This window comes from Streptacidiphilus anmyonensis (genome assembly GCF_000787855.1).
Lineage (GTDB): Bacteria > Actinomycetota > Actinomycetes > Streptomycetales > Streptomycetaceae > Streptacidiphilus > Streptacidiphilus anmyonensis.
The window spans coordinates 38,747-59,061 of record NZ_BBPQ01000043.1 but is presented as its reverse complement, the minus strand read 5'-3'; the positions used below and the strand labels follow the sequence as shown (position 1 = coordinate 59,061).

The window sequence follows — 20,315 nt, the reverse complement described above, 5'->3', positions numbered from 1 at the left end:
GTTGTCGCGTTATCCGTGCAGGTAGACGATGCCCAGCTTGGTCAGCTGCCACTGCTGGGCGTCGGCGCCGGCGTCGGACTGCAGGGTGGTGACGGGGTTGCCGGAGGAGTCGGTCAGCGCGCTGGTGCCCAGGGTGATCACCATGGTGGTGTTCGCCGAGTCAGCGATCTTGTAGTAGCCGTTGCCGGCCGGCTCGAACACCCAGTGCTGGTTGGCGCCGCCGTTGCAGCCCCACTGCTGCAGCTTGGTGCCGGCGGCGGTGGAGGCGCCGTTGGCGTCCAGGCACATGTTCCGGTTGCCGCTGAAGTCGAGCTCGTAGCTGCCGCCGGACTTGATCTCGAAGACGAAGGACTGGTTCAGCCCGCCGTTCGCTCCGTAGGTGATCGCCGGACGGCCGTTGGTGCTGTCGCCGTAGCTGCCGCCGCCGGAGAAGTCGAGCACCTGGCCGGTGGCCTTGTTGGTCAGCTGGTACCAGGCGCCGTCCTCGGGCACGTCACCGAAGGAGGCCACCCCCGGCGTGAGCGGCATGATCGTGGTGCCGTCCTGCTGGTCCAGCGTGCAGTAGGCCTCCTGCTGGTTCGGGTCGTCGTAGAAGTCCCCGAGGCAGGCGCCCTCCGCCTTGTAGCCGGCGACGCGCGGGTGGTACGACTGCCGGACCTCGTCCGTGCAGAGCCCGAGCACGCCGATCGACTGGTCGCAGCCGTTGCGGGTCAGCTCGCTGACGTCGATCACGTCGCCGTTGATGTACTCGTACGGCGAGCTGGTCATCTCGGCGCAGACCTCGTGACCGTAGGAGACGCGGCGCTGGTCGAGGAAGCGCACGCCCGGCACGGCCTCGGCCGCCGCCCGCTCGGTGTCGTCGAGGGTCGGCACCACCCAGTTGTGCGCCCAGGCGGCGTCCTCGGGGAAGCCGGGGCAGCCCTGGGCCACCTTGTCCGCGTAGAGGTTGCTGCGGATGTCGGGGGTGATCGGGGTGAAGTACGAGTTCAGCACCAGCTGGTAGTCGGAGTCGGCGTAGCCAGCGGTCCGCATGGTCTGGCGGATGTCGGTGAGCGCCGCCTCGATCTTCGGCAGTACCGCCTTGGCGCGGCTGGTGACGGCCGCGCTGCCGATGGTGTCGCGGCAGCCCTGGGACTGCGGGATGGGGAAGTAGGCGGTCAGACAGCTGACGACGATCCCGGTGAAGTCGAAGTCGTCGTTGGCGCCGATGGTCACCACGACCATCTTGACGTCGTAGTTGGCCGCGGTCTGCGCCAGTTGGACGTCCTGCTTGGCCTCGCCGTAGTCGCCGCTGCCACCGCCGGTGATCTTGGCGAGGTTCGGGTCGGAGGTGAGGTCGCCGGTCTGGGCGCCGGAACAGGCGAGGTCGATCGGGGTGACACCGCTGACCCCGGTGTCGAAGATGACCGACTCGCTGTGCCGGTGACAGAAGTCCTTGGGCCCGTCGGTGCCCGCCATGTAGCCGTCGTTCGTGTCCGTGCCCGCGCCTTCGCCGGAGATGGCGCTGTCGCCGAGGGAGACGATCGCGGTCGGCCGGCTGTCGAGCGGACCGGCCCCTGACGCGGTGGCCGCGGTACCGGCGGTGGCCGCGGCGGCGGGCTGGACCGCGGTGGTGCCGAGGGCGCCCACGAGGGCGGAGACGGCGAGGGCCGCGAAAGCGGCCCTGGCCCGTGCTGATCTGGTCACACAATGCTCCTGAGGGTGGACGGGGAGTGCCCGGATCGCCCCTCAGGGTAGGTACTGACCGGTAAGTAAACAAGAGCCTTGCTCATGTTTTCTGATGGGGACATCACGAGAGCGGGCCCCGGAGTATCCGGGGCCCGCTCAAGGAGATGTCTCTTGGTTGTCGCTTGTCGCTAGAAACCGCCGCGCTGCTGCTCCTGCCGGTGCTGCCAGCGCTGCTCCATCCGATCCACCAGGCTGCCGCCGCGCTTGCGCTTCCGGGCCGCCGGAGCGCCCGTACGCGGATCGACCACGGCCAGTCGCGGAATCCGGCGCCAGGCCGTGATCCCGAAGACGGCACCCGCCAGCATCAGCACGAAGCCCCCGACGCTCACCCACTGCTGATGCAGGAAGAGGCCACCCATCAACAGGCCCACACCCACCACGAAACCCGCTGCGGACACGTAGACGGCCCGCCGTGTGCGCGTGCGCAGGCCGCTGCCCTCGAGAGCCGAAGCGAACTTCGGATCCTCGGCGTACAGCGCTCGCTCCATCTGCTCAAGCAGACGCTGCTCGTGGTCCGAGAGCGGCACGTCGTCCTCCTCCTCTGGCCGTCTGAGGGCGGGGAGCCGCCCTCGGAGCGCCCAACCCCGCCGCACTGCCTGGTCTTCCTACTGGATCTTTCAATGGCCAGTGATGCGTGTATGCCCCGGGCGCCCGGCCGTCATGCTTGTTGCCTTTACCCGAATCATACGGTTCACCCGGGGTTTTTGGACTGCCGAGGAGCATGTGCGGTAGCTCTCTCCGGACGGCCCTCAACCCGTCGTTCCGACCGGTCAACGACCTTCGGTCCGGAGAAGTTTCCCGGTCCGCCGAATTTGCCGATCAAGCTCGCCGGACGGACCGCCGCGGGCCCGAACTTCGCCTGCACCCGGTCCACCGTCCGCTCCAGCTCCGACCACCCCGTCTCGCGCTCGCCCAGGGCGAGCTGGGTCGGCCGCGCACCCCCGTCCAGGCCCTCGACCCGCAGCCCCACCAGCCGGATCCGCGCCCGCGCCGGGACGAGCCCCGCGAACAGCGGGAGCGCGGCCGCGAAGATGTCGTGGGCCAGGTCCACCGGCTCCGGCAGCTTGCGCGAACGGGTGACGGTCCGCAGATCCGCGAAGCGGACCTTGACGGTGACGGTCCGCCCCGCCAGGCCCGCCGCCCGCAGCCGCGCCGCGTTCTGCTGGGCGAGACCCAGCAGCGTCGTCCGGATCACCTCGTGCTCCGGGGAGACGTCGGCGGGGAACGTCCGCTCCCCGCCGAGGCTCTTCTCCACCGACTGCGGCACCACCGGCCGCGCGTCCTCGCCGCGCGCGTAGTGCGTCAGCATGTCGCCCGCGGCGGCGCCGACGATCCGCCGCAGCGTGTCGCGCGGGGTGTCGGCGAGATCGCCGACGGTGAGCAGCCCGAAGCGGGTCAGCGCCTCGGTCGTCTTCGGCCCCACGCCCGGGATCCGGCTCGCGGGCAGCGGCCGCAGGAACGCCTCGACCTCGGCCGGCGGCACGACCAGCAGGCCGTCCGGCTTCGCCGCGACGGAGGCCAGCTTGGCGACCAGCTTGGTCGGACCGACGCCGACGGACAGCGCGAGGTCCTGCTCCTCCCGCACCCGCCTGCGCAGCACCTCCGCGAGGGCGCGGGGACGCATGCCGACCCCGGCGAGGTCGAGGTACGCCTCGTCCATCGACACCGGTTCGACCCGCCGCGCGAAGGAGTGCAGCACGGCCATGACGTTGGCCGAGACGACGGCGTACTCGTCCATGTCCGGCGGCACGGTCACCAGCTCCGGACAGAGCCGCCGCGCCCGGACGGTGGGCATCCCACCGCTGACGCCGTGCGCACGGGCCTCGTAGCTCGCCGACATCACCACGCCCCGCGGCCCGGCCCCGCCGACGGCGATGGGCCTGCCCTTCAGCTCCGGCCTGCGGCGCTGCTCGACCGCGGCGTAAAAGGCGTCCAGATCCGCGTGCACGATCATGCGCGATCGCCTGCAGTCACGCTCCCGCAGCCAGTTGCGCGCCTCTGAGGGATTGCACGCCCCTGCGGCAGGTGCCTAGCTGAGCTCGGCGAGAACGTGCAGCTGAGTTGCCACCGCGTGGAAGGACGGGTCCGCGGACGCGGCCTGCTCCAGGGCGAGGAGGGACTCCAGCGCGCCCGGCTCGGTGTCCACGAGGACGCCGGGGACCAGGTCGGCGAAGATGCGGACGCCGTGGACGGACAGCACGCGCAGCCCCGCGCCGTCCGCGAGGTCCTGCAGCTCACCGCCGGTGAACCTGCGCGGAGCGTCGGCCTTCTGGATGCCGGAGAGAGCCGCACGGGCCTCCGCGAAGTGGCCGGAGAGGGCGCGGGCCAGGACCGCGCCGTTGCGGTTGGCGGCGAGGAGGCTGACCAGGCCGCCCGGCCGCAGCACGGCCGTGAGCTCGCGCAGCGACTCCGCGGGGTCGTCGACGAACTCCAGGACGCCGTGGCAGAGCACCGCGTCCATGCTGCCCGCGTCGACCTGCTGCGCGAGAGTGTCGGTGTCGCCCTGTATGGCGCGGACCTGGCCGGTGACGCCGGCCTCCGCCGCGCGCCGCTCCAGGGCGAACAGCGCGTCGGGGCTGGGGTCGACGACGGTGACCCGGTGGCCGAGGCCCGCGACGGGGACGGCGAAGTTGCCGGTGCCGCCGCCCGTGTCGAGGACGTCGAGCGCCTCGCGGCCGAGCGCCTCGGCCTGCCGGTCCAGCGCCGCACGCAGGACCTCCCACACCACGGCGGTCCGGAGGGCGCTGCGGGGACGGGTCGGGTACACGGGACGGCTCCTCGGGTCGACGGGTCTGCCTGGTTGTCCGCCTGGTCGGGCCGACAGCCACACCCTATTGCCTCCCGTCTCCGCACGGCCCTCATCCCGGGCTCCCGGGGCTGGTGTGCCACAGCTTGCGCGGCGCGTCCGCCGCCGGGACGCCGGGCGGCTTGAGGTCGGCGTACGGGGACATCCTGAAGCCGCTGGGATGCACCATCACACGCCGCGCCGGCGCCTCCTCCGGCTCGGGCACGACGGCCAGCACGGCCCGCACCGCGTCGACGCCGTCCGTCCGCCACAGCTCGTGCAGCGCCGTCAGCTCCCATGCGGCCGTCGCCGTCAGCGAGACGCCGCGCGGGCCGGTGCGGCGGACGACGCCGCGGACCAGCAGCAGCCAGGAGTGGAAGACCGTGGAGGCGTAGTGCTGCTGCGCGTCCTCGAACATGGCGAAGTCCAGCGGGCCGGTCGCGTCGTCGAGGGTCGCGAAGACGACGCGGACGCCGGTGCGCACCGGCGGGGTCTGCGTGGCGACCTTGACCCCGGCGATCAGGATCTCGCTGCGGTTGCGCTGCCGCAGCAGCTCGTTCGAGCGCACCACACCCAGCTCGTCGAGGAACGCCAGGTAGGGGCTGAGCAGATGGGCGCTGTGGTCCAGCCCCAGCGCCTCGATCTCGCCGCGGATCAGATCCGTCTCGGTGGGCGCGGGCAGCGCGGTCGGTCCGGTCTCCCGTTCCTCCCCCGACGCGTCCGCCAGCTCCAACTGAGAGGGCAGCGGCCGGCGCGGGCCCTTGGGCTTGGGGTCGGTGGCGGCGTGCAGCAGCAGGTCCCGCCGCGTGAGCCGCGGGTGCAGCGCGTCCAGGGCGCCCGCGAGCACCAGGTTCTCCAGCGTCGGCTGGTCCGGTTCCGCCCGCCGGCGGAAGTCGGGCAGGCTCGCGTACGGCGCGCCCTCGCGCTCGCGCACGATGCGGTCGATCTCCGCGTCGCTGATGCCCTTGACGTCCGCGAGCCCGATCCGCAGCGCGTCCCGGCCGTCCGCGGTCCGTTCGAGCGTGTAGTCGGCGACGGAGTCGTTGACGCTGGGCGGCAGCACGGGGACGCCGAACTGGCGGGCGTCGTCGAGGATCAGCCGCTTCGGGTACATGCCGGGGTCGTGGGTGAGCAGCCCGGCGTAGAAGGCGGCGGGGTGATGGGTCTTCAGCCACGCGGACTGGTAGGTGGGCAGCGCGAAGGCGCCCGCGTGGGCCTTGCAGAAGCCGAAGGAGGCGAACGCCTTCAGGATCTCCCAGACCCGCTCGACCACCGGACGCGGATAGCCGCGCCTGTCGGCGGCCAGGCAGAACCAGTCGCCGATCTCCTGCTGGCCCTTGATGCTGCCGAGGACGCGCCGCGCCTGGTCGGCGCGGTCGAAGCCGCAGCCGGTCATCGTCGCGATGATCCGGATCACCTGCTCGTGGAAGACGACGACGCCCTCGGTCTCGGCGAGGATCCCCCGCAGGTCCTCGTGGACGAAGACCGGGTCGGCCCAGCCGTGGCGGGCGTTGAGGAAGGGGGTGACCATGTCGCTCTTGACCGGGCCGGGCCGGAACAGCGAGATGTCGATGATCAGGTCGCCGAAGGTCCGCGGCGCGAACTTGCCGATCAGCTCGCGCTGGCCGGGCGACTCGATCTGGAAGCAGCCCAGCGTCCGGGTGGAGCGGATCAGTTCGAAGGTCTCCTCGTCGTCCAGCGGCACGGCGTCCAGGTCGACGCGCTCGCCGCGCACCCGCTCCGTCTCGGCCAGCGCGTGCGCCATCGCGGACTGCATCCGCACGCCCAGCACGTCCAGCTTGAGCAGGCCGATGGCCTCGACGTCGTCCTTGTCGAACTGGCTCATCGGGTAGCCCTGGGCGCTGGTCTCCACCGGGGTGCGGTCGCGCAGGCGGCGGTCGGAGAGCAGCACGCCGCTGGGGTGCAGGGCGATGTGGCGGGGCAGGCCGTCCAGCTTCTCGACGATGTCGAACAGGGCGGCGAAGACGCCCTCCTCCAGCCGGGAGTGCCGCAGCTCCGGCAGGTCCCGCATCGCGGCGCGCGCGTCGCGGGCGCGGATGTGCGGGAACGCCTTGGCCACGGCGTCGATCTCGGCGGGCGGCAGGCCGAGCGCCGCGCCCGCGTCGCGGACGGCGTGACGGACCCGGTAGGTCTCCAGCATCGCCACGCACAGCGTCCGGTCGGAGCCGAAGCGCTCCAGGATCAGGTCGTAGACCTCGGTGCGGCGGGCGGACTCCACGTCGACGTCGATGTCGGGCAGCGAGAGGCGCATCCCGGACAGGAAACGCTCCATCAGCAGCCCGTGCTCCAGCGGCTCGACGCCGGAGATGCCGAGCAGGTGGTTGACCAGGCTGCCCGCGCCGGAGCCGCGCGCCGCGCAGCGGATGCCGGCGGCGCGGGTGAGGTCGACGACCTCGGCGACGGTGAGGAAGTAGGGCTCGTAGCCGAGCCGGTTGATCAGCGTCAGCTCCTCCTCCAGCCGCGCGGTGACCTCCCCGGTGGGCCGCCCGTAGCGCCAGGTGACGCCCGCCTCGCAGCGGGCCCGCAGCTCGCGGATCGCGCCGGCGCGGGTGGTGCCGAGCACGCTGGGCTCGGGCATGTGCATGGAGCCGAGGCCGATGTCGTGGCCGAGGGGGTCGAGCAGGCAGCGTTCGGCGATCCGGCGGGTCTGCGCGAGCAGCTCGCGCGCCTCGGCGGCGGTGTCGCACAGGTCGTGGGCCAGCGCGGCCATCTCCGGGCCGGTCTTCAGGTACCCCTCGGCGTTGACCCGGTCGCGGGAGCGCAGCTCCAGCGGGACCAGACGGCGGGCGGCGTCCAGCACGTCGGCGACGGGCGCGTCCTCGGGCGCGAGGTAGCGCACGGCGTTGGTCAGCACGGCGGGGACGCCCGTCTCGCGCGCCAGGCGCAGCAGCCGCTGGGCGACGCCGCGCGAGGCGGGGTGGCCGGGCGGGGCGAGGTGGTGCACCACCTCGATCACCACGGCCTCCCCGCACAGGGTGCTCCAGCGCAGCAGCTCCGCCCTGGCCTCGGCCGTCCGCCCGGCGGCGGCCGCGCGCCCGACGGCGGAGTCGGGCCCGAGCAGCACGTAGAGCCGGTCGGCGGCGGCCGCGACCTGCTGCGCGGCCAGCACCGGGCGGGCACGGCGTTCCACGTCGTCGCCGTGCGAGGCGCTGACCAGACGGCACAGCGCGGCGTAGCCGGCCCGCCCGCCCCGGGCCAGCACGACCGCGCGCGCCGGCCGCGCGGCGTCGGCCGCGGCCCGGTCCAGACCGTCCGCCCGACGACCGCCCGCCCCGCGACCGTCCGCCCAGCCTTCGCAGGCGAGGTCGACCCCGAGGACCGGCTGGATCCCCGCCTTGACGCAGGCCTGCACGAAGCGGACGGCGCCGTAGAGGCCGTCGCGGTCGGTCAGGGCGAGCGCCCGCATGCCGAGCGAGGCCGCGTGCCCGGCGAGCGCGGCGGGCGTCGCGGTGCCGTAGCGCAGCGAGTAGCTGGAGGCCGCGTGCAGGTGCACGAAGGAGTCCGTGGGGCTCATCTCGTATGACTCCTCAAGGCGTTGTGGGCCCCTCCCGATCCCGCCGGCTACGTGTCCCTCCTGCTCACCCCGTGCGGGGCATCCCCTCCTCCCCCGCGTCCCCCGCGCCGCGCGACGCCGGAACCGCCCCACGGGCGACCAGCCGCTGCACGATCCGCAGGAAGAGCGCGGTGTTGCGGATCAGGTCGTCCGCGTCGCGGGCGCTGGCGGCCGAGGCGATCCCGGCCTCGGCCGCGGCCCGCTTGGGCGCGCCGGCCGCGTAGTAGAGCGCCCACTCCGCGAGCTCCGGCGCGACCTCGGGCAGGACCTCCCAGGCGCTGCGGATCCGCTTGCGCTTACGCGGGTTCTCCTCCGGCCGCCCGCGCAGCGCGAGCACCGCGGCGGAGGCGCGCAGCGCCGCCAGATGGGCGGCCGCGTACCGCTCCAACGGGCCCTCCAGCTCGCGTGCCTCGGCCAGCCCGCGCTGCGCCTGCGCCAGCAGGTCCACCGCGGCGGGCGGGGCCCCGGCGCGCCGCAGCACCGGGTGGACGTCCCCCGCCGGGCGGTAGGGCATGCCCGATCCGCCCACGGCGCTCGGCAGCGGCAACTGCAGCACCTGGGCCTGCGGCTTGTTGTCGGTGGTCTCCCTCATGACGTACGCCCTCCCGGTCAGTCCGTAGTCGTCAGTCAGTCGTACGGGTGAGGGTCCAGCGGTCGGCGCCGCGGTCGAAGGCGAGGTCGTAGACGCCGGGGGCGAAGCAGCGGCCGGGGCTGGCCTCGACCCGCCACACCTCCCGCTCCGTCCGGTCCAGCGCCTGTCCGGCGATCCGCGCCTGGTGGGACGAGCGGACCTCCTCCCACCAGGCGCCGCTCTCCTTCCAGTGCCCGAGCACCTCGCGCACCGCGTACACCTTGTCGTGCCAGAGGAAGTGCGTGGGCAGACCCGTCCCACCGCGCACCTCGATCAGGTCCGCACGCCTCCTGCTCATCGCGTCCTCCTCCTCGCACTTCGTTCGAACTTTCGTTCGAACATCTCCAGAGTAACCCGACCGGCCCCTCGTTCGCCATGCTCCTCCGCACCACTGACAACACCGCCGAAAAAGCCGGGCGGACGGCCACTGACGTGGTCGTCCGCCCGGCTCTCGAAGATCGTCACCGCTTCGGCAGCACCCTCGCCCAGACGTGGTCCGGGGTGAGGTAGGAGTCCAGGGCGAGACCCGCCTCCGCCAGCGCCTGTTCGAACGCGGCGTCCGGGAGGTGGCGGGTGCGGAAGAACTGGGTCCACCGCGCGTCCGGGAAGACGTAGTCGACCTGGTTGGCGCGCAGGCCCGGTTCGATCTCCTCGGAGGAGGTGATCGACATCCGGCCGACGCCGTCGCGCATCGCCTGCTCGCGCGGGATCTCGTCGTAGAAGCCCTCCGCCTCGCGCTGGACCAGGACCACGCCGTCCCGCGCGACATGCCGCAGACAGGTGGCCAGCAGACCGGCGCGGACCGCCAGGTCCCCGGTGTTGACCAGGAAGGAGCCGAGCAGCACCACGTCGAAACGCTCGCCCAGCTCCAGCTCCTCGATCGAGGAGAGCACGGTCCGCGCGCCGCGCACGCGCTCCAGCATCTCCGGCGACTCGTCCACCGCGGTGACCGCGAAGCCGCGCTCCACCAGCGGGTGCGTCACCCGGCCCACGCCGCAGCCCAGTTCGAGGACGCTCGCGCCCGGCCGCGGCGCCGCCGCGGCGACGACGTCCGGCTCGTCACCCGCGAGCAGTCTCGTGTACAGCTCCACCGCGCACCCGTCCGGCGTGATCGCGCCCGGCCCCGTCCCGCGGTGCCCCACTCGTGTCGTTCGCATGAGGAACAGTCAACATCGGCAGGAAGAACTGCACCAGGGGCCCGATCGCCAGCGCGTACGCGACCGTCCCGACGCCGACCTGACCGCCCATCAGCCAGCCGACCACCAGCACGGTCAGCTCGATCATCGTGCGGATCAGGCGCAGCGAGCCGCCGGTGCGGCGGGCGAAGCCGGTCATCAGCCCGTCGCGCGGGCCGGGGCCGAAGCGGGCGCCGATGTAGAGGCCGCCGGCGACGCCGTTGGCGACGATGCCGCCCGCCAGCATGGCGGCCCGCACGGGCAGGCCGTGCAGGGTGGGCAGCAGCGACAGGCCCGCGTCGACGGTGAGGCCGATGACGAAGACGTTGCTGATGGTGCCGAGCCCCGGCTTCTGGCGCAGCGGGATCCACAGCAGCAGCACCGCGGCGCCGATGATCATCGAGACGGTGCCGTAGGAGAGCGGGAGGTGCCGGTCCAGGCCCTGGTTGAGCACGTCCCAGGGGGCGAGCCCGAGCGAGGCCTTGAGCATCATCGCCATGCTGAGGCCGTAGAGCGCGAGGCCCACATAGAGCTGGACGAGACGGCGTGCGAGGACCACGGTGGCCCCTCCCTCCTCGGTGGTTCTTGCCGGGTGACGCTTGCCTTTCGGCGATCGTTGGCATCACTCTGAAGGAGATTGGACTGCTCATCCATAGCCAATTCGCGAGAAGTGGACTGACCAGGGATGCCAACCTCCTCCCGCGCCGCCGTCGGCGCCGCCCAGCTCGACCGCGCCCTCGGCGACTGGCAGCGCCCCGGCGGCGGTCCCGCCTACCGCTCGCTCGCGGGCGGGCTGCGCACCCTGGTGCTGGACGGCCGGGTGCCGGTGGAGACGCGGCTGCCCGCCGAACGGGAGCTGTCCGCGGCCCTCGGCGTGAGCCGGACCACCGTGGCCGCCGCCTACGAGCTGCTGCGCACCGAGGGCTTCCTCTCCAGCCGTCGCGGCGCGGGGAGTTGGACGGCGCTGCCGCCCGGACGGACGATGCCGGTGGTCGGGATCTCGCCGCACGCGGCGGGCTCCGGCGACGTGATCGACCTCGGCATCGCCGCGATGGCGGCCCCCGAGCCGTGGCTCAGCCGGGCCATGGCCGCCGCCGTCGCCGAACTGCCCGCCTGGACCTCCACCCACGGCGACTTCCCCGCCGGGGTGACCGCGTTGCGGCAGGCCGTCGCCGACCGCTACACCGCCCGCGGCCTGCCGACCGGCCCGGAACAGATCATGATCACCACCGGCGCGTCCGGTGCCTTCTCGCTGCTGCTGCGCCAGGTCCTCGGCCCCGCCGAGCGCGTCGCCGTGGAGTCCCCGAGCTTCGCCAACGTGCTCCAGGCGCTGCGCTACGCGGGCGGCCGGGCCGTGCCGGTACCCCTGCTCGACGACGGCTGGGACCTGGAGGCGTGGGCGCGGACCCTGCGCGACGCCGCGCCGCGCCTGGCGTACCTGATCCCCGACTTCCACAACCCGACCGGACTGCTCATGTCCGAGGACGAGCGCCGGGCCCTGGTCGCCGCGGCCCGCTCCACCGGCACCCTGCTCGTCAGCGACGAGACCACCGTCGACCTGTGCCTGGACCCGGAGCTGGCGACGCGCATGCCCCGCCCGCTCGCCGCGTTCGACCACGGCGGCAACGTGGTGACGCTGGGCTCGGCCGGCAAGACCTTCTGGGGCGGTCTGCGGATCGGCTGGCTCCGCGCGACCCCGGAGCTGATCCGCCGCCTCGCCGGGGACCGGGCCAGCCTCGACGTCTCCTCCCCGGTGGTCGAACAGCTGGCGGTCCGGCACCTGCTGGGCCCCGACATGCTGCCGGAGGTCCTCACCCACCAGCGCGACCGCGTCCGCGCCCAGCGCGACGCACTGGTCGAGGCGGTCCGGGAGTTCCTGCCCGGGTGGACCTTCCGGATCCCGCAGGGCGGCCTGTGCCTGTGGGTGCGCACCACCCCGGGCCTGTCCGGGAGCGCCCTGGCCACCACGGCGGAGCGCCACGGCGTCTGGGTCGGCTCCGGTCCGCGCTTCGGCGTCGACGGGGTGCTGGAGCGCTTCGTCCGGCTCCCCTTCGCGCTGCCGCCGGAGATCACCCGCGAGGCGGTCCGCCGCCTGGCCGCGGCCGCCTCGACCATGACCGGCGCCGATCCGGTGCCGACCCCGGCCCCCGAGGTCACGCTGCTCTGAGCCCGCCCGCCGAGCCCTGTCTGATCCGAGCCGGCCCCGCGGCCGAAAAGCGGAGCGGCGTCCGCCCACCGGCGAGCCCCCACTCGCCGGCGTGCGAACGCCGCTCCTTCCCCCGTCCCCCCTGGCTCCCCCGGGCCCCGTACTCCCCCGTACGTGCTCCTCACAGGTCCGGCACCTGCTCCGCCGCCCCGTGTCGGCGGTGCAGTGCCGGGCCCCGGGTGGGTCGGCGCCTTGCCGCACCGTCCCTCCCGGTGCCCACTACTTTGCCGTCGTCGCAGGTCGGGAACCATCCGCCGGGGTACTCAACCCGTTCGGACCAGCACATGAGTACGAGTACCTAGGGATCTTGGGAGAATGCCCCGCGGCCCGCTGCGTCCTGCCACGTACGCTGTGGTCCGCTCGAAGACACGACAACACCCGGGGGAATCCACGTGAGCCTGCTTCCGCTCGTCTTCACCAGCGGCTGGGCCAGCGGCGTCAACGCCTACGCGGTCGTCCTGCTGATGGGACTGCTGGGCCGCTACGACGGCGTCACCGCCGTGCCGCCCGCGCTGGAGCGGACCGACGTGCTGGTCGTCGCCGGCGTGCTGTTCGTGATCGAGGCCGTGGCCGACAAGATCCCCTACGTGGACTCCCTGTGGGACCTCGTCCACACCGTGATCCGCCCGATCGCGGGCGCGGTCGTGGCCGCGCTGCTGGCGGGTCACGCCCACAGCTCGCTGCCCACGCTCGCCGCCGCGGCGATCGGCGGCGGCACCGCGCTGGTCAGCCACCTGATCAAGGCGGGCCTGCGGATGGGCGTGAACACCTCCCCCGAGCCGTTCAGCAACATCGTGGTCAGCCTGGCCGAGGACCTCGGCGTCGCGGGTCTGGTCACGCTCGCGCTGTTCCACCCCGTGCCCGCCGCGGTCATCGCGGGGTGCCTGCTGGTGGGTGGTGTGACGCTGGTGCTGTTCACGCTCTCCCGCATCCGCCGTTTCTGGCAGCGTCGCAAGGAGCGCCGTGCCGCCCGCGTCCTGCGGGCCGCTCAGGCCTGAGCGCGGGCGGACGAGCGCTCGGGGCGCGGCGGCCGGACGAACAGGGCGAGCACCAGGAAGGCCCCGGCCGCCAGACCCAGCGAGCAGGTCATCGCCAGCGAGACGCCGTGCGCGAGCGTGGCGTGCAGGCCCGCCGCGCCCGGCAGCGCGGAGGGGTGGCTGGTGGCGTGGGTGAACGCGGTGATCCCGACGGCCGTGCCGAGCGAGCCGCCCGCCTGCTGCATGGTCTGCAGCGTGCCGGAGGCCGCGCCGGACTCCTCCGGCCTGACGGTGGAGAGGATCGTCAGGCTGAGCGGCACCATGGTGAAGCCCGCGCCGAGCCCGAACAGCAGCAGCGAGGGCATCACGCCGCTGACGTAGGCGGTGTGCGCGTTCACCCGGGTCAGCAGTGCCATGCCGCTGATCAGCAGCACCGGCGCGGCCAGCAGGAACGGCCGTGTCCCCCACTTGGGCACCAGGCGCGGGGCCAGCCGGGCGCCGGCGAAGATCGGCACGGCCAGCGGCAGGAAGCCGAAGCCCGCCTTCATGGGCGACATGCCGAGCCCGGTCTGCAGGTACTGCGTGACGAAGAAGAACATCCCGAACATCGCGGCCGCGAGCAGCGCCATCGCCGCGTAGCCGCCCGCGCGGACCTTGTCCGTCAGCAGCGACAGCGGCAGCAGCGGCTGCGCGACGCGCCGCTCGACCAGCACGAAGACCGTCAGCAGCACCGCGGCGGCGGCGAAGCAGACCAGCGTCGGCGTGTCGGACCAGCCGATCGTCGCGGCCCGGATGAAGCCGTAGACGAGCGAGACCATGCCGCCGGTCGCGGTCGCCGCCCCGGCCAGGTCGAGGCGACCGGGACGCCGCTCGGGCTCCTCGACGACGCGCGGCGCGAGCACGGTGACGAGCACGCCGAACGGCACGTTGATGAACATGACCCAGCGCCAGGAGAGCCAGGAGGTCAGCAGCCCGCCGACGATGAGTCCGACGGTGGCCCCGCTGGCCGACATCGCGGAGAAGAGCCCGATCGCGCGGGCCCGCTCGACCGGGTCGCGGAAGGTGCTGACGATCAGCGCGAGCGTGCTGGGCGCGGCGACGGCCGCGCCGACGCCCTGCGCGACGCGGGCGAGGAGCAGCTCGGTGGGGTTCGTCGCCAGGCCACCGGCCAGCGAGGCGAGGGTGAACAGCGCGATGCCCCAGGCCAGCAGGCGGCGTCGGCCGAAGATGTCGCCTGCGCGGCCGCCGAGCAGCAGCAGGCCGCCGAAGGTCAGCGAGTAGATGTTCATGACCCAGCTCAGCCCGGCCGAGGAGAAGCCGAGCGCGTGCTGGATGCCCGGCAGCGCGATGGTGACGACCGTCGCGTCGAGGATCACCATCAGCTGGCAGGCCAGGATCACCGCGAGCGCGAGCTGACGGCGCCGGTTGTTCGGTGGTGGTGCGTTGACCGGGGTTTCGAGCCGGCTTGGAGCAGAGGAGGTGAGGGTGTTCTCGGACATGGCTCCGCCCTGGAGTGCATGGAGAATGGGTGAGAAGATAGGCAGGGAACGCAAACGGAGGTATCCTCCGGTTCCAGGGACAACAATACGGAGACTGTCTCCGCTTAGCAAGGGGATATGGCGCCATGACGGCCGAGACCGGGCGACGGCCCATGCGGGCCGACGCGCGCCGCAACTACGAGAAGCTGGTCGCCGCCGCGACCGAGTCCTTCCTCGCCAACGGCCCCGACGCCTCGCTCGACGACATCGCCAAGCGCGCGGGCGTCGGCCCCGGCACCCTCTACCGGCACTTCCCCAACCGTGAGGCCCTGCTCGACGCGGTCTGCGTGCGCTGGGCCGACTCCGTCGCCGCCGACGCGGCCCCCCTGCTGGAGGCGGCCGACCCGACCGAGGCGCTGAACGCGTGGCTGGTCCGACTCGTCGCCCACGTGAGCGAGTTCAAGGGCCTCGCCGCGGCGCTGCTGCTCAGCTCCGACCGCAAGCACGACACCGCCTGGGTGCTGCACCACACCTCGGACGAGCTGGTCGAGCGCGCCAAGGCGGCCGGCGGCATCCGCGCCGACGTCACCACCTCCGAGCTGATGCAGCTGACCAGCGGCATCAGCTACGCCTGCGGCCACTCCAAGCAGGCGGGCAAGCCCACCAGCACGCCGGAGCGGCTGATCGGGCTGATCATGGACGGCGTCAGGACCCGCTGACGCCCTCGTCGCCGGACGCGCCGGCCGCTTCCGGCATGCCCGGCGTCCCCGGCGTCCCCGGCGTCCCCGGCTGCCGCGACAGCGCGGCGACGGCGGCGGCCAGCGCGAGCGTCGCCTCCACCTGGGCGACCTGGACGTGGTACTCACGGTTGCCGCTCAGACTGGAGGTCCGCGACTCCGCCAGGGCCCGGAACGCCAGCTGCTCGTGGTACTCGAAGTCCGCCATGCAGTGATCCTAAGGCCCCGGCCCAGGGGCCCCGACCAGCGCCTACGATGGGTGCCCATGGCAAGGATCGTGGTCATCGGCGCAGGAATGGGCGGGCTCGCCGCCGCGGCACGGCTGGCGACCGTCGGCCACAAGGTGACCCTCTGCGAGGCCGCGCCGACCCACGGCGGGATGCTCGGGCGGTACGAGCGCGACGGCTTCCGCTTCGACACCGGCCCGACCCTGCTCACCCTCCCCGCCGTCTACCGCGACCTGATGCTGAAGACCGGCCGCACCCGGCTGGAGGACGAGGTCGACTTGCGCCCGGTCGACCCCGGCAGCGAGCACCTGCTGCCGGACGGAACCCGCCTCGCCCTCGCCAACGCCTCCCTCGCCCGCGTGGCGGCCGCCCTCGACGCGGCCCTCGGCACGGGCGCGGGCGAGCGCTGGACCGCGATGCTGGAGCGCGGCCGCGGCGTCTGGGAGGCCACCCGCCGCCCGCTGCTGGAGGAGCCGCTCCCCGACGATCCGTCAGCCCTGCACCGGGACCCGTACGTTCCCGCCCGGCGCGGCCTGCTCGCCCGTCCGCCGCGCACCCTCGCCGACGTCGCCCGCCGCGAACTGCGCGACGCGCGCCTGACGGCCCTGCTGGACGAGTACGCGCTGCGCTTCGGCCTCGACCCCGAACGCGCGCCCGCCTCGCTGACCTCGCTGCCGTACATGGAGCAGAGCTTCGGCGTCTGGTACGTCACCGGCGGCCTGCGCGCCCTGGCCGACGCGGTGCTGCGGCGCTGCGAGGCACGCCGCGTCGACCTGCGCTTCGGCACGCGGGTGGAGCAGGTCCTGGGCGAGGACCGGGTGACCGGCGTGCTGCTCGCGGACGGGAGCGTCCTCGACGCGGACGTCGTGGTCGACGACCGCGCCCCCGCCTCGACGGCGGGCTCCCCCGGGCGGTTCACCCTCCTGCTGGCGCTGCGCGGTACGCGTCCCGAGAGCGCCGCGCACCGGACCGTCGTGCACGCGCCCGACCGCGCCGACGAGCTGGACGCGGTCTTCGGCGCGGCCCCGCGCCTGTGCGAGCGGCCCACCCTGCAGCTGCTCCGCCCCGACGACGCCACGCTCGCCCCGGCCGGTCACGAGGCGGCGGTCGTCACCGTCACAGTGCCGCCGCTCGGGCCCGTCGACTGGACCGACTCCGCCCGCACGGCCGCCTACGCCGACGCCGTGCTGGCCCACGCCACCCGGGCCGCACCGGAGTTGGGCGACCGGCTGCTGTGGGCGCAGGCCCGCACCCCCGCCGACACGGCCGCCGAGACCGGAGCGCCCGGCGGCTCCGTCCCGCCTCCGTCGCTCGCGGGCGCGGACGGCGCGTACCTCGCCCCTCCGAACGCGGCCGCGCCGACCGGCCTCTTCCGCGTCGGCGGCGGCGCCCACCCGGGCGGCGGGCTCGCCCGCGTCGGGATGTCGGCGGCGGTCGCCGCCCACCTGGTCGGGACCCCGTAGCGGACCGACGGTCAGCCCTGGGGGGCGTGGTACTGCGGGTCCTGCGTGTAGTACGGCTGCTGCCCCTGGTCGTACCCCTCGTAGCCGCCGTACTGCGGGGCGTACTCGGCGGGGTACTGCTGCGCGTAGTCCGGCTGCTGCTCGTAGGAGGCGTAGGACTGCTGGGGCTCGGCGTACGGCTGGTACTGCGGGTACTCCTGGTACTGCTGCGCGTAGGGATCCGCGTAGGACTCCTGGTAGGGGTCCGCGTAGGAGGACGCCTGCTGCTCGGCGGTGTAGCCGTAGGCGTAGTACGCCGGCTCCTGCTGTTGCGGGTCCGTCGAGGGGTAGTAGACGCTGTCGCCCTCGACGGCGTACTCCTCGGCCTGGAAGACCGCTGTCGCCTCGACGGCCGCGGCCTCGGTGTCGGCGGCCTGAGGTTCCGCCGCCGACACCGGCACCGGCTCCGGCACCGGCCCGCGCTCCGGGGTGGCGGCCGGCTCGGGCCTGGCCCGGCGCGAGCGCCCCTTGGGCGCGGGCGCGGACGGCTCACCGCCGAAGAGACGGCCGACCACCGGCACGCTCTCCGGGGCGACCAGCGACCAGTGCGTCGCGTCGCCCGCGTGCTTCACCGCCCGGGTGGCGAGCGCCTGCCCGGCGCCGAAGGCGACCACGCCCACGCCGATCAGCGGCAACGACCCCTGCGCCACGCCGGCGACCAGCACCAGGAACCCCACCAGCGCCAACGCACGCCAGTGCAGCGGCGCGCGGCGCTGCAGCAGCAACTCACCGAGCAGCCACAGGGCGACCACCGCGAACGCGGCGTACAGAAGCGTCACCTCGGGCACCACCTCTCGAACGGTGGAGCACACCGTACCGGGTGGAAGTGACCGCTTTCAGCTCTGCGGGGTAAGACCGAGGTTCTGGTAGATCTCCGTGGTCACCGTGGAGAAGTTCATCGTCATGAAGTGCAGCCCCGGCGTGCCCTCGTCGAGCAGGCGACGGCACATCCCGGTCGCGTACTCGATGCCGATCGCCCGCACCGCCGCCGGATCGTCCTCGTGCGCGAGCATCCGGTCACGCAGCTGCGGCGGGAACCAGGCCGTGGACAGGGTCGGAATGCGGTGCAGCGAGCGGACGCTGGTCACCGGCATGATCTCGGGGATGATCGGCGCCTCGCACCCGGCGGCCGCGACGCGGTCACGGAAGCGCAGGTAGAAGTCGACGTCGAAGAACATCTGGGTGATCGCGTAGTCCGCGCCCGCCCGGATCTTGTGCACGAAGTGCCGGATGTCCTCGTCCCAGTCCGTGGACCGCGGGTGCCGCTCGGGGAAGGCCGCCACGCCGACGCAGAAGTCCCCGGACTCCTTGATCAGCTCGACCAGCTCGGAGGCGTAGTTGACGCCGTGCTCGTGCTGCACCCACTCGCCCAGCGGGTCGCCCGGCGGGTCTCCGCGCAGCGCGAGCACGTTGCGCACGCCCTGGTCGGCGTAGCAGCCGAGGATGTTGCGCAGCTCGGCCACCGTGTGGTCCACGGCCGTCAGGTGCGCGACGGGTGTGAGGGTGGTCTCGGAGGCGATCCGGCCGGTGATGTTGATCGTGCGGCCCCGGGTCGAGCCGCCGGCGCCGTAGGTGACGCAGACGAAGGTCGGCGCGAGCGCCTCCAGCCGACGGATCGCCTTCCACAGCCCCGCCTCCGCCTCGGGCGTGCGCGGGGGCATGAACTCGAAGGAGTACGACTTGGCCCCCGACGCCAGGAGTTCACGGATCGAGACGGCACGGTCCGGGCGGGTGCTGGGAGTTCCGAGAGCCATATCCGAAGGTTATCCGCGATCCGGACGGTCGCTGAAACACCTGTCCGCCCCTTGGGACGCGAGGCTGGGACCAGGCGGGTCACGGCGTGGCGCGGCGGGGCCGCCCGGTCCTCGGGTGCCCGGGCGGTGGCGTTACGCTGTTGGTCCCCGTACCAGTCGGAGTCCCCGGTGTCGCTCGCTCAGTCCGCCCCCGCGCCCGTCGTCGGCAACCCCGTCGACGCGGAGTGGCTGCGACAGCGGGTCGACGCCGCCCTCGACACCTTCCTGACCGGCCAGGAGCGGACCCTGCTGGCGATCTCGCCGCAGCTCGCCCCGCTCTGCGGGACCGTGCGGGACTTCCTGCTCGACGGCCGACCCACCGGCGGCAAGCGGCTGCGCGCGGCGTTCTGCTACTGGGGCTGGCGCGGGGCCGGAGGGGCCGCGGACGAGCGCGGGGCGGTCGCCGCGGCGGCGGCGCTCGAACTGCTCCAGGCGAGCGCGCTCGTCCACGACGACCTGATGGACCGCAGCGACACCCGCCGCGGCCTGCCCTCCGTCCACCGCCGCTTCGAGTCGCTGCACCGCGGCGCGGGCTGGCGCGGCGACGCCGAGCAGTTCGGCAGCGCGAGCGCGGTCCTGGTCGGCGACCTGCTGCTGGTCTGGTGCGACTCGCTCTTCGCCGAGTGCGGTCTGCCGCGCGACGCGGTCCGGCGCGCCAAGCCGCTGCTGGACCTGATGCGCACCGAGGTGATGGCCGGTCAGTACCTCGACATGCTGGAGCCCGCGGCGAACCGGCCCGCGGGCGACGCGGGCGCGGTGGACCGCGCGCGGACGGTGATCGAGTACAAGTCCGCGAAGTACACGGTGCAGCGACCGCTCCAGCTCGGCGGCCTGCTCGCGGGCGCCTCGGCGGACCTGACCGAGGCGTACGGCGCCTTCGGCCTGCCGCTCGGGGAGGCGTTCCAGCTCCGTGACGACCTGCTCGGCGTCTACGGCGACCCGGCCGTCACCGGCAAGCCCGCCGGGGACGACCTGCGGGAGGGCAAGCGGACCCTGCTGCTCGCCGAGACCCTCGCCTCCTGCGGGGCGGCCGACGCGCGCCTCCTCACCGACATGCTCGGCTCGCCCGAGCTCGACGCGGACGGCGTCGAACGCCTGCGCGACGTGGTCACCCGCAGCGGAGCGCCGCGCCGCGTCGAGGAGCGCATCGCCTCGCTGCGCGAGGAGGCCCTGGCCGTGCTCGACGCCGCCCCGATCCGCGAGCCGCTGGCCCGCGAGATCCTCACCCGCCTCGCCGACGCGGCGACCGCCCGCCGCCACTGAGGCCACAGAGGCCACCGGCCCGGGTGCCCTGGGCACCGCCGAGGTTCGCTCCGGGCGGCATGCGCACGACGCGGCCGCGCCCGAGCACGCGGACCCGCCCGGCCGGCAGCGGGTAGCCCGGCGCCTGTCGCTACCCGGCGAAGCCCTCGGGCCGGACGTCGGGCCAGCCTCCGCCTTGACGAGGGGGACACCGGTCGCGCACGCCCGCGCGGCTGAGCAAGGACGCGACGGGCCCAGGC

At 73.6% G+C, this 20,315-nt stretch carries 18 protein-coding genes; 5 read left to right on the top strand and 13 right to left on the bottom strand.

All coding sequences use genetic code 11. From position 1 onward, the window contains the following. Window positions 1–9 precede the first annotated feature (9 nt). The 9 genes from TR50_RS28895 to yczE form a co-directional block, all read right to left on the bottom strand. On the bottom strand, window positions 10–1,686 hold the full coding sequence (locus TR50_RS28895; protein WP_042428521.1) for an RICIN domain-containing protein: 1,677 nt from the start codon (window positions 1,684–1,686) through the stop codon (window positions 10–12). 170 nt (window positions 1,687–1,856) lie between these two features. Then, the gene (locus tag TR50_RS28890; protein WP_042428517.1) at window positions 1,857–2,255 is read right to left on the bottom strand and encodes an SCO2097 family morphological protein; all 399 of its coding nucleotides are present in this window, start codon (window positions 2,253–2,255) and stop codon (window positions 1,857–1,859) included. Between the two features lie 164 nt (window positions 2,256–2,419). Then, complete coding sequence (dinB, locus tag TR50_RS28885) at window positions 2,420–3,682, bottom strand: DNA polymerase IV (RefSeq protein WP_063775161.1); 1,263 nt, start codon at window positions 3,680–3,682, stop codon at window positions 2,420–2,422. 75 nt (window positions 3,683–3,757) lie between these two features. After that, window positions 3,758–4,495 carry a methyltransferase domain-containing protein gene (locus tag TR50_RS28880; RefSeq protein ID WP_042428514.1) on the bottom strand — a complete coding sequence of 246 codons (738 nt, stop codon included), beginning with the start codon at window positions 4,493–4,495 and terminating at the stop codon, window positions 3,758–3,760. Window positions 4,496–4,586: 91 nt separating this feature from the next. Further along, the gene (locus tag TR50_RS28875) at window positions 4,587–8,048 is read right to left on the bottom strand and encodes a DNA polymerase III subunit alpha (protein WP_042428511.1); all 3,462 of its coding nucleotides are present in this window, start codon (window positions 8,046–8,048) and stop codon (window positions 4,587–4,589) included. Between the two features lie 64 nt (window positions 8,049–8,112). Then, on the bottom strand, window positions 8,113–8,679 hold the full coding sequence (locus TR50_RS28870) for an SAV_6107 family HEPN domain-containing protein (RefSeq protein WP_439654254.1): 567 nt from the start codon (window positions 8,677–8,679) through the stop codon (window positions 8,113–8,115). A gap of 31 nt (window positions 8,680–8,710) precedes the next feature. Beyond that, entirely contained in the window at window positions 8,711–9,016 is a 306-nt protein-coding gene (locus TR50_RS28865; protein ID WP_042428508.1) for a DUF6504 family protein, read from the bottom strand. A 163-nt stretch (window positions 9,017–9,179) separates the two neighbouring features. Then, on the bottom strand, window positions 9,180–9,875 hold the full coding sequence (locus TR50_RS28860; protein WP_042428505.1) for a class I SAM-dependent methyltransferase: 696 nt from the start codon (window positions 9,873–9,875) through the stop codon (window positions 9,180–9,182). Continuing rightward, entirely contained in the window at window positions 9,778–10,452 is a 675-nt protein-coding gene (yczE, locus tag TR50_RS28855; RefSeq protein ID WP_042428502.1) for a membrane protein YczE, read from the bottom strand. Before yczE ends, TR50_RS28860 begins: the two co-directional genes overlap by 98 nt. Window positions 10,453–10,578: 126 nt before the next feature. Here yczE and yczR point away from each other — a divergent pair, with 126 nt between their 5' ends. Both yczR and TR50_RS28845 read left to right on the top strand, forming a co-directional pair. Then, entirely contained in the window at window positions 10,579–12,060 is a 1,482-nt protein-coding gene (yczR, locus tag TR50_RS28850; protein WP_042428500.1) for a MocR-like transcription factor YczR, read from the top strand. A 431-nt stretch (window positions 12,061–12,491) separates the two neighbouring features. Next, a complete protein-coding gene (locus TR50_RS28845) occupies window positions 12,492–13,097 on the top strand; it encodes a DUF4126 domain-containing protein (protein WP_042428498.1) in 606 nt (201 codons plus the stop codon). Here the strand turns inward: TR50_RS28845 and TR50_RS28840 are convergent. Continuing rightward, window positions 13,088–14,575, bottom strand: coding sequence for an MFS transporter (locus tag TR50_RS28840; RefSeq protein WP_052441445.1), 1,488 nt, complete (start codon window positions 14,573–14,575; stop codon window positions 13,088–13,090). The two genes, TR50_RS28845 and TR50_RS28840, sit on opposite strands and share 10 nt — an antisense overlap. A gap of 125 nt (window positions 14,576–14,700) precedes the next feature. Between TR50_RS28840 and TR50_RS28835 the strand changes: the two genes are divergently transcribed. Continuing rightward, window positions 14,701–15,273, top strand: a complete 573-nt coding sequence (locus TR50_RS28835) for a TetR/AcrR family transcriptional regulator (RefSeq protein WP_042428496.1) — start codon at window positions 14,701–14,703, stop codon at window positions 15,271–15,273. On the opposite strand, the gene TR50_RS28830 is transcribed toward TR50_RS28835, so the two are convergent. Then, window positions 15,260–15,499: a hypothetical protein gene (locus tag TR50_RS28830; RefSeq protein WP_042428493.1), complete on the bottom strand. Its 240-nt coding sequence runs from the start codon at window positions 15,497–15,499 to the stop codon at window positions 15,260–15,262. The two genes, TR50_RS28835 and TR50_RS28830, sit on opposite strands and share 14 nt — an antisense overlap. 57 nt (window positions 15,500–15,556) lie before the next feature. Between TR50_RS28830 and TR50_RS28825 the strand changes: the two genes are divergently transcribed. After that, window positions 15,557–16,981: a phytoene desaturase family protein gene (locus TR50_RS28825; RefSeq protein ID WP_042428490.1), complete on the top strand. Its 1,425-nt coding sequence runs from the start codon at window positions 15,557–15,559 to the stop codon at window positions 16,979–16,981. 11 nt (window positions 16,982–16,992) lie between these two features. Here the strand turns inward: TR50_RS28825 and TR50_RS43045 are convergent, their stop codons facing one another. Beyond that, complete coding sequence (locus TR50_RS43045) at window positions 16,993–17,799, bottom strand: hypothetical protein (protein WP_152648695.1); 807 nt, start codon at window positions 17,797–17,799, stop codon at window positions 16,993–16,995. A 57-nt stretch (window positions 17,800–17,856) separates the two neighbouring features. Beyond that, the gene (gene metF / locus TR50_RS28815) at window positions 17,857–18,774 is read right to left on the bottom strand and encodes a methylenetetrahydrofolate reductase [NAD(P)H] (RefSeq protein WP_042428488.1); all 918 of its coding nucleotides are present in this window, start codon (window positions 18,772–18,774) and stop codon (window positions 17,857–17,859) included. A 168-nt stretch (window positions 18,775–18,942) separates the two neighbouring features. Here metF and TR50_RS28810 point away from each other — a divergent pair, with 168 nt between their 5' ends. After that, window positions 18,943–20,076: a polyprenyl synthetase family protein gene (locus TR50_RS28810; protein ID WP_042428485.1), complete on the top strand. Its 1,134-nt coding sequence runs from the start codon at window positions 18,943–18,945 to the stop codon at window positions 20,074–20,076. Window positions 20,077–20,315 lie beyond the last annotated feature (239 nt).

Coding starts and splice junctions, on each gene's coding strand:
- TR50_RS28825 (WP_042428490.1), top strand. CDS start 15,557: ATGGCAAGGATCGTGGTCATCGGCGCAGGAATGGGCGGGCTCGCCGCC.
- metF (WP_042428488.1), bottom strand. CDS start 18,774: ATGGCTCTCGGAACTCCCAGCACCCGCCCGGACCGTGCCGTCTCGATC.
- TR50_RS28875 (WP_042428511.1), bottom strand. CDS start 8,048: ATGAGCCCCACGGACTCCTTCGTGCACCTGCACGCGGCCTCCAGCTAC.
- TR50_RS28870 (WP_439654254.1), bottom strand. CDS start 8,679: ATGAGGGAGACCACCGACAACAAGCCGCAGGCCCAGGTGCTGCAGTTG.
- TR50_RS28835 (WP_042428496.1), top strand. CDS start 14,701: ATGACGGCCGAGACCGGGCGACGGCCCATGCGGGCCGACGCGCGCCGC.
- TR50_RS28840 (WP_052441445.1), bottom strand. CDS start 14,575: ATGTCCGAGAACACCCTCACCTCCTCTGCTCCAAGCCGGCTCGAAACC.
- TR50_RS28830 (WP_042428493.1), bottom strand. CDS start 15,499: ATGGCGGACTTCGAGTACCACGAGCAGCTGGCGTTCCGGGCCCTGGCG.
- TR50_RS28860 (WP_042428505.1), bottom strand. CDS start 9,875: ATGCGAACGACACGAGTGGGGCACCGCGGGACGGGGCCGGGCGCGATC.
- TR50_RS28865 (WP_042428508.1), bottom strand. CDS start 9,016: ATGAGCAGGAGGCGTGCGGACCTGATCGAGGTGCGCGGTGGGACGGGT.
- dinB (WP_063775161.1), bottom strand. CDS start 3,682: ATGATCGTGCACGCGGATCTGGACGCCTTTTACGCCGCGGTCGAGCAG.
- yczR (WP_042428500.1), top strand. CDS start 10,579: ATGCCAACCTCCTCCCGCGCCGCCGTCGGCGCCGCCCAGCTCGACCGC.